15 protein-coding genes, 1 other RNA gene and 1 pseudogene are annotated in these 14,194 nt (G+C 71.6%); 4 read left to right on the top strand and 13 right to left on the bottom strand.

Annotation, left to right across the window (positions count from 1 at the left end; translation table 11 throughout):
- Positions 1-70: 70 nt before the first annotated feature.
- From OG447_RS11755 to OG447_RS11735, 5 genes are all read right to left on the bottom strand, one after another.
- Positions 71-640, bottom strand: a complete 570-nt coding sequence (locus OG447_RS11755; protein ID WP_266936428.1) for an ABATE domain-containing protein — start codon at positions 638-640, stop codon at positions 71-73.
- Between the two features lie 244 nt (positions 641-884).
- Complete coding sequence (locus tag OG447_RS11750) at positions 885-1,433, bottom strand: GNAT family N-acetyltransferase (RefSeq protein WP_266936427.1); 549 nt, start codon at positions 1,431-1,433, stop codon at positions 885-887.
- A gap of 111 nt (positions 1,434-1,544) precedes the next feature.
- Positions 1,545-2,696 (bottom strand): uroporphyrinogen-III synthase, encoded by a 1,152-nt coding sequence (locus OG447_RS11745; RefSeq protein WP_266936426.1) that lies wholly within the window; start codon positions 2,694-2,696, stop codon positions 1,545-1,547.
- A 105-nt stretch (positions 2,697-2,801) separates the two neighbouring features.
- Positions 2,802-4,169 carry a NarK/NasA family nitrate transporter gene (locus OG447_RS11740; protein ID WP_266936425.1) on the bottom strand — a complete coding sequence of 456 codons (1,368 nt, stop codon included), beginning with the start codon at positions 4,167-4,169 and terminating at the stop codon, positions 2,802-2,804.
- Between the two features lie 97 nt (positions 4,170-4,266).
- The gene (locus OG447_RS11735) at positions 4,267-5,241 is read right to left on the bottom strand and encodes a LysR family transcriptional regulator (protein WP_266938843.1); all 975 of its coding nucleotides are present in this window, start codon (positions 5,239-5,241) and stop codon (positions 4,267-4,269) included.
- A gap of 201 nt (positions 5,242-5,442) precedes the next feature.
- Between OG447_RS11735 and OG447_RS11730 the strand changes: the two genes are divergently transcribed.
- The gene (locus tag OG447_RS11730; protein WP_266938842.1) at positions 5,443-6,732 is read left to right on the top strand and encodes an MFS transporter; all 1,290 of its coding nucleotides are present in this window, start codon (positions 5,443-5,445) and stop codon (positions 6,730-6,732) included.
- A 205-nt stretch (positions 6,733-6,937) separates the two neighbouring features.
- A complete protein-coding gene (locus OG447_RS11725) occupies positions 6,938-7,384 on the top strand; it encodes an SH3 domain-containing protein (protein ID WP_266936424.1) in 447 nt (148 codons plus the stop codon).
- An 83-nt stretch (positions 7,385-7,467) separates the two neighbouring features.
- Here the strand turns inward: OG447_RS11725 and OG447_RS11720 are convergent, their stop codons facing one another.
- Positions 7,468-7,731 carry a hypothetical protein gene (locus tag OG447_RS11720; RefSeq protein WP_266936423.1) on the bottom strand — a complete coding sequence of 88 codons (264 nt, stop codon included), beginning with the start codon at positions 7,729-7,731 and terminating at the stop codon, positions 7,468-7,470.
- On the bottom strand, positions 7,728-8,072 hold the full coding sequence (locus tag OG447_RS11715) for a DUF6247 family protein (RefSeq protein WP_323181754.1): 345 nt from the start codon (positions 8,070-8,072) through the stop codon (positions 7,728-7,730). The genes OG447_RS11720 and OG447_RS11715 overlap by 4 nt, the downstream gene beginning before the upstream one ends.
- 136 nt (positions 8,073-8,208) lie before the next feature.
- Between OG447_RS11715 and OG447_RS11710 the strand changes: the two are divergent.
- A pseudogene (locus OG447_RS11710) lies at positions 8,209-8,361 on the top strand (type II toxin-antitoxin system Phd/YefM family antitoxin); the annotation flags it as partial.
- Between the two features lie 61 nt (positions 8,362-8,422).
- On the opposite strand, the gene ssrA reads toward OG447_RS11710, so the two are convergent.
- The 5 genes from ssrA to ftsE form a co-directional block, all read right to left on the bottom strand.
- Positions 8,423-8,811, bottom strand: a transfer-messenger RNA (tmRNA) gene (gene ssrA / locus OG447_RS11705).
- Between the two features lie 103 nt (positions 8,812-8,914).
- Positions 8,915-9,400: an SsrA-binding protein SmpB gene (gene smpB / locus OG447_RS11700; protein ID WP_266936422.1), complete on the bottom strand. Its 486-nt coding sequence runs from the start codon at positions 9,398-9,400 to the stop codon at positions 8,915-8,917.
- Between the two features lie 18 nt (positions 9,401-9,418).
- Entirely contained in the window at positions 9,419-10,624 is a 1,206-nt protein-coding gene (locus OG447_RS11695; protein WP_266936421.1) for a S41 family peptidase, read from the bottom strand.
- 67 nt (positions 10,625-10,691) lie between these two features.
- Complete coding sequence (gene ftsX, locus OG447_RS11690; RefSeq protein ID WP_266936420.1) at positions 10,692-11,657, bottom strand: permease-like cell division protein FtsX; 966 nt, start codon at positions 11,655-11,657, stop codon at positions 10,692-10,694.
- Between the two features lie 17 nt (positions 11,658-11,674).
- On the bottom strand, positions 11,675-12,364 hold the full coding sequence (gene ftsE / locus OG447_RS11685; protein ID WP_266936419.1) for a cell division ATP-binding protein FtsE: 690 nt from the start codon (positions 12,362-12,364) through the stop codon (positions 11,675-11,677).
- 235 nt (positions 12,365-12,599) lie between these two features.
- Between ftsE and OG447_RS11680 the strand changes: the two genes are divergently transcribed.
- Positions 12,600-12,791: a hypothetical protein gene (locus OG447_RS11680; RefSeq protein ID WP_266936418.1), complete on the top strand. Its 192-nt coding sequence runs from the start codon at positions 12,600-12,602 to the stop codon at positions 12,789-12,791.
- Between the two features lie 96 nt (positions 12,792-12,887).
- On the opposite strand, the gene prfB is transcribed toward OG447_RS11680, so the two are convergent.
- Positions 12,888-13,997, bottom strand: a complete 1,110-nt coding sequence (prfB, locus tag OG447_RS11675; RefSeq protein ID WP_266936417.1) for a peptide chain release factor 2 — start codon at positions 13,995-13,997, stop codon at positions 12,888-12,890.
- Positions 13,998-14,194 lie beyond the last annotated feature (197 nt).

The raw sequence follows: 14,194 nt of genomic DNA, 5'->3' as shown, positions 1-14,194 counted from the left end.
TGTCCGCACGCCCGTTCCGGAACCGGGGGGTGTCTTGTCGATCAAGCCTCGCACCTCCCGCCCCGGCGGGTCACGCCGAGCCGGCCGCCAGGACCCGGCGGCGGTGCCGGGCGACGCGCTCGCGGTTGCCGCACAGTTCGCTGGAGCACCAGCGGCGCCGGTGACCGCGGGAAGTGTCCAGGTAGACCCGGGTGCAGCCGTCTCCCTCGCAGGCCCGCAGCAGGGCCAGTTCGCCCGGGTCGGTCAGCAGCTCCACCGCGTCGCGGGCGACGGCCGCGAGGAGCGCACCGCATTCCACGCCGCCGCACAACTCCCGCACGAGGTGCCCTTCTTGGTCCCGTACGGCACACAGGCCCGGGGGTGGACCGGCCGCCAGCGCGTTGACCCGGGCCAGGGCCCGCGCCGTGCCGTCGGGCGGGTCGGCCGCGTGCAGTTCCGCCCGTACGAGGGTGTCCACATCGCCCCGCAGGGACCGGAAGGCCGCGACCCAGTCGGGCCCGACGCGGGCCAGCGGGGTCCGGTCCGGGACCAGTCCGGCCCCGGCGAGCCACAGCCGCAGCTCGTCGCCGTCGCGGATCCCCTCGTGCGGGGTGAAGGTGGCCACCAGGTCCAGGCAGACCCGGCCGGAATCGAACTTCATGCCGTCAGCCTCCCGTCGTGGGGTGCCGTACCAGACTGCCGCTCGCTGGCGCGCAGCGGAACCCCCCGTGTGCGGGCGGCCTCAGCCAGATCCAGCCCCGCCGGCGATTGAGGCGCGGGGTCTGGGGCGGAGCCCCAGCAGCGGCGCGGGGCCGAACCGGTTCGTTCCGGGTGCGGCACCGTTGCCGGGGGGGGGCTCTGCCCCCAGACCCCCGCGCCTCAAATGCCGGCGGGGCTGGATCTGGCTAGGCCACCGGGGGCCGGTCGTGCAGCAGCCGCTGGAAGAGGCGGTGGTCGCGCCAGGCGCCGTTGATGTGGAGGTACCGCGGCGCGAGGCCGTACGGCTCGAAGCCCGCCTTCGCCAGCACCCGTTGCGAGGCCAGGTTGTCGACGAGGGTCCCGGCCTCGACGCGGTGCAGGCCGACCTCGTCGCGGGCGATCCGGCAGACCTCCTCCACGGCGGCGGTGGCCAGCCCCTTGCCGTGCCAGGCCTCGTCCACCCAGTAGCCGAGGCCGCCGCTGCGCAGCGGACCGAGGACGATGGAGCCGAGGTTGATCGCCCCGACCGGCGCGCCGGTCGCCGTCTCGACGAACACGTACGGGAGCAGCCGGCCCGCGTCCCGGTCGGCGAGCGCGCCCTCGATGCGCTGGCGCTGGCCCTGCTCGGTGTAGAAGGCGGCGGGCCGGACCGGCTCGACGTGCGCCATGGCCGCCCGGTTGCGCGTGAACGTCTCGGCCAGCGCGGCGGCGTCCCCGAGCGCGAGGCCCCTCATCTCCACTCCGTCAATGATCATCCGGGCACGCTAGCCGAAGCCTCCCGGGCCTGCCCAGCCCCCGCCGGCCCGCGTCGGCCCGGCCGGGGCCGCCCGGGCCGCCCCGGCCCGGCAGAGCGGCCGGGCCCGGTTTCAGAGCGGCTCGGAGCCCCCGTACTTGAGCTCCCCGCCCGCGTCCAGCGACAGCCGGTACCCCCGCTTGACCACCGTCTGGATCAGCTTCGGCGCCCCCAGCGCCCCCCGCAGCCGGGCCATGGCCGTCTCCACCGCGTGCTCGTCCCGGCCCGCCCCCGGCAGGGCCCGCAGCAGGTCCGCCCGGGCCACCACCCAGCCCGGCCGCCTGGCCAGCGCCCGCAGCAGGGCCATCCCGGCCGGCGGCACCGGCCGCAGCTCGGCGTCGACCAGTACGGCGTGCCCGCGGATCTCCAGGCGGTGCCCGGCCACCGGCAGCACCTTGGCCCGGCCGGGCAGTTCCTGGCAGAGCAGCTGCACGAGCGGGCCCAGCCGGAACCGCTCCGGCTGGACCGTGTCCACGCCCTGCGCCTGCAACGGCAGGGCCGTCATCGGCCCCACGCACGCCGACAGCACCCCGCCCCGCAGCGCGGCCAGCACGTCCTCGCGTACGCCCCGCTCCTCGGCCCGGGACAGCAGGGAGGCCGCGGCCGGCGCCGAGGTGAAGCTGACCGCGTCCACCCCTCCGGCGATCACCGTGTCCAGCAGCCGGTCCAGCGGCCCGAGGTCCTCGGGCGCCATCCACCGGTACACCGGGACGACCACCACCTCGGCCCCGCCGGCCCGCAGGGCCTCGACGAAGCCGGGCAGCGGCTCCCCGTGCAGCTGGATCGCGATCCGGCGCCCGGCCACCCCGGCCGCCAGCAGCCGTTCCAGTACCTCGGCGAGCGATTCCGACTCCGGGGACCAGGTCTCCACCAGCCCGGCGGCCCGGATGGCGCCCTTCACCTTCGGTCCGCGCGCCAGCAGTTCGGCGGCCCGCAGCCGCCCCAGCAGCTCCTCGCCGATCCCCCATCCGTCGGCGGCCTCGATCCAGCCGCGGAAGCCGATGGCGGTGGTGGCGACGACCACGTCGGGCGCGCAGCCGATGAGGTCCTTGGTGGCGGCGAGCAGCTCGCTGTCGTCGGCCAGGGGGACGATCCGCAGCGCGGGAGCGTGCAGTACGGAGGCCCCGCGGCGGCGCAGCAGCGCGATCAGGTCGTCGGCCCGGCGTGCTGCGGTGACTCCGACGGTGAAGCCCGCGAGCGGACCGGTCTGCCTGTCGTGGTCCATCGTGACCTGCCTTGCCCAGTGGGTCGGTATCGCATCGCGGAACCGAGCCTGCCAATACGGCGTGTCAGGCTCGGTTCCGCTGTATTTCGGTGCGGTTAAGCGCTGTTACACCGAGGTGAGCTGCGGCTTCACCGTCTCCCCGGCGGCCGGGACCACCGGAGCGACGGGCCGGCGAAGGTATACCGCCCACGTGACCGCGCAGCACACCGCGTAGCAGCCGAGGAAGGTCACGAAGGCGGCCGTTCCGGAGCCGGAGCTCATGAACGCCTCGCGGAAGACCAGGTTGATGCCCAGCCCGCCGAGCGCGCCCACCGCGCCGATCAGCCCCATGGCCGCCCCGGAGAGCCTGCGCCCGTAGGCCGCGGCTCCCTCGCCGCTCATGCCCCGGGCCAGCGCCTTGGCCTGGAAGATGCCGGGGATCATCTTGTACGTGGACCCGTTGCCGAGGCCGCTCAGGACGAACAGCGACACGAACCCGATCAGGAACACGGGCAGCGACTCCCGCACCGAGGCGAAGATCACCACTCCGGTCGCGGCGGCCATCGCCACGAAGTTGCCGAGGGTGATCCGTGCCCCGCCGAAGCGGTCCGCCAGCGCCCCGCCCACCGGCCGGATCAGGGAGCCGAGGAGCGGTCCGATGAAGGTCAGCGAGGCGGCCTGCAGCGGGGTCCGGCCGAACTGGGTCTGGAGCACCAGCCCGAAGGCGAAGCTGTAGCCGATGAAGGAGCCGAAGGTGCCGACGTAGAGGAACGACATGATCCAGGTGTGCGGTTCGCGCAGGGCCTCGCGCACCGCGCCCGTGTCGTTGCTCAGGGGCGCCAGGTTGTCCATGCGCAGCGCGGCCAGGACCGCGGCGATCACGATGAGCGGGATGTACGCGGCGAGCAGCAGCCGCGGGTGGCCGGCCCCGGCGGTCCCGATGACCAGCAGCGCGACGAGCTGCACCACGGGAACCCCGATGTTCCCGCCGCCCGCGTTCAGGCCGAGGGCCCAGCCCTTCTTGCGCAGCGGGAAGAAGGCGTTGATGTTGGTCATCGACGAGGCGAAGTTTCCGCCGCCCACACCGGTCAGGGCCGCCACGGCCAGGAAGGTGCCGTACGAGGTCCCGGGCTCCATGACCACCAGCGCGGCCACGGTCGGCGCGAGCAGCAGCAGGGCGCTGGCGATGGTCCAGTTCCGGCCACCGAAGCGGGCGACGGCGAAGGTGTAGGGGATCCGTACCAGGGCCCCGACCAGGGTCGCGGTCGCGATGAGGAAGAACTTCCCGGCGGGGTCGATCCCGTACTGCGGCCCCATGAAGAGGACCATCACGGACCACAGGGACCAGATGGAGAACCCGATGTGCTCGGAGAGGACCGAGTAGAGGAGGTTCCGGCGGGCGATCCGCTCCCCCGTCTCCTTCCAGAAGACCTCGTCCTCGGGTTCCCACCGCTCGATCCAGCGGCCCCCCTTGCGCGGTGCGGTACCGGTCATCACACGCCTCCACAGCTGTCGCGTCCGTGGTGACGACCGTAGGAGTGGCGCGTTTCGGTCCCGGTCCCCGCCGGATGACCACTGCGAAACCTTGGACTCACCCGGCGCCCGGACCGGGTGTGAGCCGGGCCGGTACCCAGCTCCCCGGCGGCACCTCCAGCCAGCCCCGCTCGGCGGCCAGGGCGTCGGCCGCGGCACGCAGGGCGTCCAGCCCGGGATGGCTGAAACCTTTCCGCCACACCATCGACAGCGGCGACAGCGGAACCGGGGCGGTCAGCGGCCGTTTCACGCTCCCCGGCATGTCGGGGAAGTCCACCGTCACCAGCACCGGATTGCGGGTCTTGGCCATCACCCGGCGGAACTCCTCCTTCCCCACGGCCACCGGCGCGGGCGGCGCCTCCGCGATCCCCCGCCCGGCGAACAGCTCGCGCGCCAGCCCCGTCCACTCCAGGGTCCGCGGGTTCCCGGCGCCCGTGTACACGCTCTCCCCGGCCAGCGCGTCCAGCGGTACGGGGGTCAGCGCGGCCAGGGCGTGGTCCTCGGGCAGCAGGACGGCGAGCGGCTCGTACCGTACGGGCCGCCGGGCGAGCCGGGCCCGTAGCGCCGGGTCCAGCCCGTCGGCGTACCCGAAGGAGACGTCGAGCCGCCCGGCCGCGATCTCGGCGGCGGCGTGGGTGAGCCCGCTCTCGAAGCGGGCCATCAGCTCGCAGTCCGGGGCGAGTTCACGGGCCCGCTGCAGCACGCTGTGCCCCGTGCTCGGGCCGTCGGTGTTGAGGTCGACGAGCAGCGCCCGGGGCTCGGCGGCCCCGCCGAAGGCGGCGGCGAGCTCCTCGTGGGCGCGCAGCACCCGCCGGGCCAGCGGCAGCAGCCGGTGCCCCTCCGCGGTGAGTTCCACCTGCCGGGTGGTGCGCGTGAACAGGGGCGCTCCCAGCGTCTGTTCCAGCCTGCGGATGTCCCGGCTGAGCGCCTGCTGGGCGACGTACAGACGGGCGGCAGCGCGGGTGAAGTGCAGTTCTTCGGCGGCAGCGACGAAACCGCGCAGCAGCCGGGGTTCCAGGTCGTGGGGTATCACCGGTGTCACCCCCGGAGACTAACAACGAAAGGGCGTGAATGGCCCCGGAACAGGTGTTGGACCGCGCCGGGGGCCCGGCCCGAGGCTTTCCCCATGCCCGCCACCACGACCACCTCCCGCACTGCCGCCCGTACCGCCGCCCGTACTGCCGCCCGCATCGCCGCCCGCACCGACGCTCCGACTGCCGCCCGCATGCCCCGGATGACCGTCACCGGCAGCACCCTCGTCCTCGCCGCCCCGGCCGAGGACCCGGCCCGCAGCCGTGCCCGCGCCCGGGCCCGCGCCCACGGGCCGTACCGCCGGCTGTTCGCCCTCCCCGGCACCCGCGCCTTCACCGTCGGCAACCTCCTCGCCCGGCTCCCCATCGGCATGTTCGGGATCAGCGCGGTGATGATGATCGCCGGGCAGCGCGGCTCGTACGCCCTCGCCGGCGCGGTCACCGCGACCGGGCTGGCCGCCACCGCCTTCGTCGCGCCCTGGACCGCCCGGCTCGTCGACCGCCACGGCCAGGCCCGGATCGCCCTCCCGGCCACCCTGATCGCGGTCCTCGGCTCGCTCGCCCTGGTCGTGTGCGTACGGACCGGCGCCCCCGCCTGGACGCTCTTCGCCTCGTACGCGGCGACCGCCACCACCCCCAACATCGGCGGCATGTCCCGTGCCCGCTGGACCCGTCTGCTGCGCGACTCCCCCGCCTCGCACCACACCGCGATGTCCTTCGAACAGGCCGCCGACGAGCTCTGCTACATGCTCGGCCCGGTGCTGGCCGCCTTGCTCTGCACCGCCGTCTTCCCCGAGGCGGGCACCCTCGCGGGCGCGGCCCTGCTCCTGACCGGCATGGTGGTCTTCCTCTCCTGCCGCTCCACCGAGCCCCCGGTGACGGCCGCGCCCCGCCACGGCTCCCCGCTGCGTGCCCTGGGGCCGCTGCTGCTGCTCTTCCTGGCGATGGGCCTGGTCTTCGGCTCGATGGAGGTCACCTCCATCGCCCATCTCGCCGCCCACGGCCTGGGCGCCGCCTCCGGCCCGGTCCTGGCCCTCCAGGCGGCGGGCTCCTGCGCGGCCGGCCTGCTCTACGGGACCCTGCGCCCCCGCTCGCTACGGGGCTGCGTGTGCGCCATGGCCGTCCTCATGACCCTGCCCTGGGCGGCGGCGGCCACCGGCTCACTGCCCGCCCTCGCGGGCGCCCTGCTGCTGGCCGGCATGGCCACGGCCCCGACGATGGTCACCGCGATGGCCCGGGTCCACGACCTCACCCCCGAGGGCCGCCTCAACGAGGGCATGACCCTCGCGGTGACCGCCATCCTCGCGGGCATCGCGGCCGGTTCGGCCACCGCCGGCCTGACCGTCGACCACCTGGGCACCGAAACGGCTTACGTCCTGCCCGCGGTGGCCGGGCTGCTGGCCCTTCTGGCCAGCGTGACGGGACGATCGATCCGGCGCCCGGGTGATCGCTCCCGCGTGGTACTCACGGCCGACGCTCAAGATCGGCAATAACTGGGGTGTCTTCCCCAGCGCCCTTCTCCTTTGCGGAGGAAACACGTCGCCCGGAACGGACGACCTTCCCGGGAGGCCTGGTTCTACTGGAACGGCCTGCGCGCCTCCGTCCCGTGCACGCGGTCCTCCGACGCCCGGCTGCTGACCTGCGAGGCCGGAACCCTCACGGCTTCGCTTCCCCGCGTAGGAGCAGACGCGGCTGGGCGTGTCCGTACGGGTGGACGCGGACGCCCTGGAGGGCACGACGCTGGACGGCGGCGAGTGGGCGACCGGCACCGACGCGCCCGCCTTGTTCGCCGTCTCCACCCCGATGTCCGGCCCCAAGGGGGACAAGGGAGACGACGGCAAGCCCGGAAGGCCCGGCCACCACGGCAAGCCGGGCAAGCCCGGCACCTGTGGGAAGTGCGGCGACCACCACGAGACCCCGAAGGCGAAGATCGTCGTCAAGGGCAAGGGACTCGGCATCCGCTCCGGCCCCGGCACGCACTACGCGAAGACCGGCAAGGCCGAGTCCGGCAGCGTCGTCGCCCTCCAGTGCAAGGTCAACGGCCAGAACGTCGACGGCAATTCGCTCTGGTACAAGCTCGCCGACGGCAGCGGCTGGATCGCCGCCCGCTACGCCCTGAACCTCAACAAGGTCCCGTTCTGCTAGCCGCCCCCGGCAGACATGGCGAAGGCCCCGCAGCCATGAGGCCGCGGGGCCTTCGCCAACAAGGGAAGATCGCCGTGCTGGCGCTACCCGTACCAAACGATGTTGCACACGTACACGCACTCATGGCGCGGAACGACGAGGAACTGGACCACGCCGCGACCGCCGAGGATGTCAAAGCCGCGCAGGCCACCCTCTTGGCCGGTTGGATTTCCGGCTCGCACAGCATCCCGGCCCAGAGCCGCGAGTTCCGTGGCCAGCCGCTCGACCTCGGCGATCACCCCGGGAGGCAGGCTGCTGGTGTGGTACGCGGGATCGTCCGTGTTGTAATCCCATCGCCACTCGCTCACAAACCTGCCTCGGCCTTCGCGCCGTCGAGGATCTGCTGGATCTCCGCGAGCGCTTCCGTAGGGTCCTCGTTCCCTGCATCGATGAGGGCCTCCAACGCGCGGAAGCGGGCAGCGCGAGCGGGGTGACGGGCGATGGCCACGTTGATGGCCCAGACGTGGATGAAAGCACGCAGTGGGGCCAGACTCTGGGCCTGCTGCGCGTTCGTGGCAGCCTCTGCCAAATGCTCGTCGAAGGCGCGGACGCGGGATGGGGTGATCCGGGCTACGGCACGCCTCATCGCGGCGACCGTGAGCTCCGGCATCGGGATCAGCGGCCCGTCGGCAGGGATCGGCGCAGTCACGTGTCCTCCTCAGTCGTGCGGGCCACTCGAAACCTCACCGTACCGCCGCGACGAGGGCGCGCGCCCGGCACTCCGGCAAGGGCTGAGGCCCGCATCCGCGAGGGGGTTCCCCGCTACCTTTGCCCGCATGATCGATGAGGCCGCCCTCATGTCCGCCGACGACTACGACTCGTGGCAGGAGACCCTCCACCTGCTCCGCTCCCCCGCCAACGCCCGACGGCTCATGGAGGCCGTGGCCCGTGACCGTGAGAGCACAGCCGCGGGGCAAGCCACCACTACTGACCCCTGACATGCGAGAACCCCCCGGTCCGGCGACGCTGTCGCAGACCAGGGGGTCCATCCACATGGGGTGGTGGAGATGGCGGGAATCGAACCCGCGTCCAACGGTGCAGAAGCAGGGCTTCTCCGAGCGCAGTCCGCTGCGCTTTTCTCAGCCCCGGAGATCACACGGACAAGTCTCCGACGGGCTCAGTCACTGTTTGGTTTCCCTCCAACCCCCGCGACCGGGGCTAGAGGTTTAGATCCCTAATTGACGCCAGGATCCGGACCGGGACCACTTCCGGGCTGACGCTCCTCACAGAGGCTTCAGCTCACTGTTATTAGGCAGCGAGGGTGAAGCGGGAGTTATCGCTCTTGGAGTTGGCGATTATTGTTTGCGACATGTGGTTAGCGAGATCATTGCCGCTTCCTCGGCTCGCTTCCCCTGCATCGACATCCGCTGTCGAAACCGATCATCCCCATGTTTCACGCTGTTCAGTTAGGTCCTGCTCGACCAGCCACCACCCGCAAGCGTGTGGTGCTGACGCCATGGTACGCGAAGTGGACCACGCTGTGCCAGGAGATTAAAGCTGGGCGCGCTCCTTGCGCTTCACGGCCGAGATGACCCGGTTCGTCTCGCGCGTGTCCTGCTTCTCCCGCAGGGACTGGCGCTTGTCGTACTCCTTCTTGCCCTTCGCCAGCGCGATCTCGATCTTCGCCCGGCCGTCCTTGAAGTACAGGGCGAGCGGCACGATCGTGTTGCCCGTCTCCCCCGTCTTCGAATCCAGCTTGTCGATCTCCTCGCGGTGCAGGAGCAGCTTGCGCTTGCGCCGCGCGCTGTGGTTGGTCCAGGTGCCCTGGCTGTACTCCGGCACGTGCACGTTGTAGAGCCAGGCCTCGCCGCTCTCCACCGACACGAAGCCGTCCACCAGCGAGGCACGGCCCTGGCGCAGGGACTTGACCTCGGTACCCGTGAGCACGAGACCGCACTCGTAGGTGTCGATGATCGTGTAGTCGTGCCGCGCCTTCTTGTTCTGGGCGATCAGCTTGCGCCCTTTTTCCTTAGCCATAGTGCGGCCATTTTCGCACTACGGACCCACCCCGAGGCCACCCAATACCTGCGCGGCCCGTTCCTCGACGCCCTCGCCCGCCGCCAGGTCCGGGGTGATGCCCGCGCCGTCCAGGCTGCGGCCCGCCGGCGTGCGGTACGTGCCCACCGTCAGCTCGGCCACCGAGCCGTCCGGAAGCTCCGTCGGCATCTGGACCGAGCCCTTGCCGAAGGTCCTGGTGCCGACCGCCACCGCCCGGCCGCGGTCCTGGAGTGCGCCGGTCACCAGCTCGGCCGCGCTCATCGTGCCGCCGTCCACCAGGGCCACCAGCGGCCGGGCCGTGTCCCCGCCCGGGGCCGCGTAGAGGGCGCGCTGGGAGCCGCGTACGTCGTACGTCGCCACGAGCCCGCCGTCCAGGAAGGCGGAGGCGGCCGTCACCGCCTCGGTGACCAGTCCGCCCGGGTTCCCGCGCAGGTCGAGCATGACCCCGGCGCCGGGCGGGGCCGCGCGGACGGCCGCCTTGACCCGCTCGCCCGAACCGCGGGTGAAGGAGGCCACCTTGATGACGGTGATCCCGCCGGGCAGCCGCCGTACGGTCACGGGCTCGGTGCGCAGCTGTTCGCGGCGGACGGTCTCGGTGAGGTCGGCGCCGTCCCGGCTCAGGTTCAGTACGACGGGGGTGCCGGCCCGGCCGCGGAGTAAGGCGATCACGTCGGCGACGGCCAGCCCGGTGACGGCCTGCCCGTCGATGCTCAGCAGCCGGTCCCCGGCGCGCAGGCCGGCCCGGGCGGCGGGGCTGCCGGGCTGGACCTTGTCGACCTCGATCCGGCCGGCCGGGCCGCGTCCGGCCCAGACTCCGACGCCGGTCCAGCTGCCGTCGAGGTCCTCGGCGAAGGCGGCGTACTCGCCCTGGTCGTAGACGGTGCCCCAGCGGTCGCCGCTGCGGCTGACCACCTCCTGGGCGGCCTTCTTCCCCGACTTCCCCTCGGCGACGGCTTCGGCGGCGGCGCGGGCGACGGCTTCCCGGTCGGCGGTGCCGGGGGTGCGGGGCGCCTCGGGCGGGGCGTCGTCCGGGGCGTCGTCCGTACGGGCGCCGTAGGCGGAAGCGGAGGCTGCGGCGGCTTCCCCCCGATCCCAGCAGCCGGTGCCCGCGGCGGTGGCGACGGACGCGAGGAAGACCAACGTCAAGACGGCCCCGCGACGCAGGTCGCGGGGCCGGAGACAGAAGGCGGGCAGACCCGGCATGGCGCCGAGTCTAGGACAAGCCCCGCGCCGGTACGGATGGTTGACCGGAACGCTCGCGGGGCGCTTGTCACACCTTCAGGTACTTGCGCAATGCGATGAAGGCGGCCATGGAGGGCATCAGGACGCCGATGAACAGGACGTACGGGAGCTTGCCCAGCACCGATCCCCAGCCCATGAAGTCGATGAGCTGGATCTTGTCCCGCAGCCCGACGCCGTGGTCGATCACGAAGTACTGGCCGGAGGCGAGCATGGCGCAGGCGAACAGGGCGCCGATCAGGCCCGCGACGGCGGCCTCCATGATGAAGGGGACCTGGATGTAGAAGCTGGAGGCACCCACCAGCCGCATGATCCCCGTTTCCCGCCGACGGCTGAACGCCGAGACGCGCACGGTGTTGACGATCAGCAGCAGTGCCACGACCAGCATGATCAGCATGATGCCGAGCGCGGCGAAGTTGAGGTAGTTGAGGATCCGGAAGAGGTCGTCGATCTCCTTGCGCTGGTCGTCGACGGTGTGGATGCCGTCGCGGCCCGCGAAGGCCGAGGTGACGACCTTGTACTTCTCCGGGTTCTTGAGCTTGACCCGGAAGGACTCCTGCATCTGGTCAGGGGTGATGGAGGAGGCCAGCGCGGTGTGGCCGTACTGCTCCTGGTAGTGCTTGAAGGCCTCGTCGGCCGACTCGTAGGCGACGGACTTGACCAGCTCCATCTGCTTGAGCTCGGACTCGATCTGCTGCTTCTGCTCCGCCGTCACCGCGCCCTTGGAGCAGGTGGCGACGCCGGTGGCGCCGCCCTGGCCGGAGTCCGGCTTGCCGGCCCCGCCCGCCTCCTCGGCGTCCTGCTTGTTGCACAGGTAGATCGAGACGTTGGCCTTGTCGTACCAGTAGCCCTTCATCCTGCTCACCTGCTCGCGCATGAGCAGGGAGCCACCGAACAGGGCCAGCGACAGGGCCACGGAGATGATGACCGCGAAGGTCATGGTGAGATTGCGACGGAGACCGACGCCGATCTCCGACATGACGAACTGGGCGCGCATTGCGTCTCAGGGACCTTTCAGTGCTGGTAGCCGTAGACGCCGCGCGACTGGTCGCGCACGAGTCGGCCCTGTTCGAGTTCGATGACGCGCTTGCGCATCTGGTCGACGATCTGCTGGTCGTGGGTCGCCATGATCACGGTGGTGCCGGTCCGGTTGATCCGGTCCAGCAGCTTCATGATCCCGACCGAGGTCTGCGGGTCGAGGTTGCCGGTGGGCTCGTCGGCGATCAGCAGGGCGGGGCGGTTGACGAAGGCACGGGCGATGGCCACGCGCTGCTGCTCGCCGCCGGAGAGCTCGCCGGGCATCCGCTCCTCCTTGCCGCCCAGGCCCACCAGCTCCAGGACCTGCGGGACGGCCTTGCGGATCTCGCCCCTCGGCTTGCCGATGACCTCCTGCGCGAAGGCGACGTTCTCCGCCACCGTCTTGTTGGGCAGCAGGCGGAAGTCCTGGAACACGGTCCCCAGCTGGCGCCGCATCTGCGGGACCTTCCAGTTGGAGAGCTTGGCGAGGTCCTTGCCCAGCACGTGCACCTGTCCGTGGCTCGCCCGCTCCTCGCGCAGGAGGAGCCTGAGGAAGGTGGACTTGCCGGAGCCGGAGGAGCCGACCAGGAAGACGAACTCGCCCTTCGCGATGTCGAGGGAGACATCTCTCAGTGCGGGGCGGCTCTGCTTCGGGTAGGACTTGGAGACACTGTCGAATCGGATCACGGGTGCACCACGGTCGCCGGGAGTAGGTGAGCGTGACCATACGCGAACGGGCGCGGGGTGTGGACCCGGCATCCGGAGATGCCCTATATGTCCCCGGCTCCCGGTGGTCCCCGACCGCGATTGCCCGGACGGGCCGCGCCGAATGTCCTCGAAGCTGGCACAGTGGTAGGGGGAACGGTCTCGTTCCCCAAGCCGTTGTCTCCACAGGAGACCAAGGGGACGAGAGGAGGAGCACATGACATATGACCGGCTCGTGTGCGCGAACTGCGCCGCACCCGTCAGCCAGGGCCGCTGCCGGGTGTGCCGGGCGAACCGGGAGCGCCTCCAGCAGGAGGGCCCCTTCTCCGGCCTGACCCCCGTTGCGCTCATCGCGCTTCTGGTGGTCCTCGTGGCGGCGCTCGCGCTGGTGGCCCAGCAGGCGGCATAGCCGCGCCGGGCACTGATCACACGCAGCCCGATCACACGCAGCGGAGGGGCCCGGACACCGTCGGTGTCCGGGCCCCTCCGTCATGCCGTGTGCGGGTTACGCGGTCTGCTCCTGCTGCTTGCGCCAGCGGATGCCCGCCTCCAGGAAGCCGTCGATCTCGCCGTCGAGCACCGCCTGCGGGTTGCCGACCTCGAACTCCGTCCGCAGGTCCTTGACCATCTGGTACGGGTGCAGGACGTAGGACCGCATCTGGTTGCCCCAGGAGCTGCCGCCGTCCTTGAGGGCGTCCATCTTGTCCTTCTCCTCCTGGCGGCGCCGCTCGAGCAGCTTGGCCTGGAGGACGTTCATGGCGCTGGCCTTGTTCTGGATCTGCGAGCGCTCGTTCTGGCAGGAGACCACGATGCCGGTCGGCAGGTGCGTGATGCGCACCGCCGAGTCGGTGGTGTTGACGCCCTGGCCGCCGGGGCCGGAGGCGCGGTACACGTCGACGCGCAGCTCGGTCTCGTCGATCTCGACGTGGTCGCTGGTCTCGACGACCGGCAGCACCTCGACGCCCGCGAAGGAGGTCTGGCGGCGGCCCTGGTTGTCGAAGGGGGAGATGCGCACCAGGCGGTGCGTGCCCTGCTCGACGGAGAGGGTGCCGTAGGCGTACGGGGCCTTGACCACGAAGGTGGTCGACTTGATGCCGGCCTCTTCCGCGTACGAGGTCTCGTAGACCTCGGTGGGGTAGCCGTGCCGCTCGGCCCAGCGCAGGTACATGCGCTGGAGGCGCTCGGCGAAGTCGGAGGCGTCGACGCCGCCGGCCTCGGCACGGATGTTGACGAGGGCCTCACGCTCGGAGTACTCGCCGGACAGGAGGGTCCGGACCTCCATCTCGTCCAGCGCCTTGCGGACGGAGACCAGCTCGGTCTCCGCCTCCGCGAGGGTGTCCGCGTCCTCCATCTCCTGCGCGAGCTCGAAGAGGACCGCGAGGTCGTCGATGCGGCTGCGCAGGTTCTCGGTCTTGCGGACCTCGGCCTGGAGGTGCGAAAGCTTGCTCGTGATCTTCTGAGCGGCCTCCGGGTCGTCCCACAGGGACGGCGCGGCGGCCTGCTCCTCGAGCACGGCGATATCTGCCCTCAGCTTGTCGAGGTCCAGGACGGCCTCGATCGACCCCATGGTCGAGGAGAGGGACTTCAGCTCTTCGGAAACATCGACGACTGCCACGGGTCCAGCGTAGCCGGTCCCCGGACGGCGCCGTCCGGGCAGTCCGGTTCACCCGTACTGATGGACGGCGGTACGGGCGTACGCTCACCGTATGACTGTTCGCCTCGTCAAACGCCGCCATGTGGACCACATGCGTGTCACGACGACGAGCTGTCGGCCGCCGGACCATCCCCAAGCCTGATCCACCCCGATCCGAC

It is taken from the genome of Streptomyces sp. NBC_01408 (assembly GCF_026340255.1).
Taxonomy (GTDB): Bacteria; Actinomycetota; Actinomycetes; order Streptomycetales; family Streptomycetaceae; genus Streptomyces.
The sequence above is the reverse complement of the archived record's forward strand: the minus strand, read 5'-3'. Positions and strand labels throughout refer to the sequence as shown.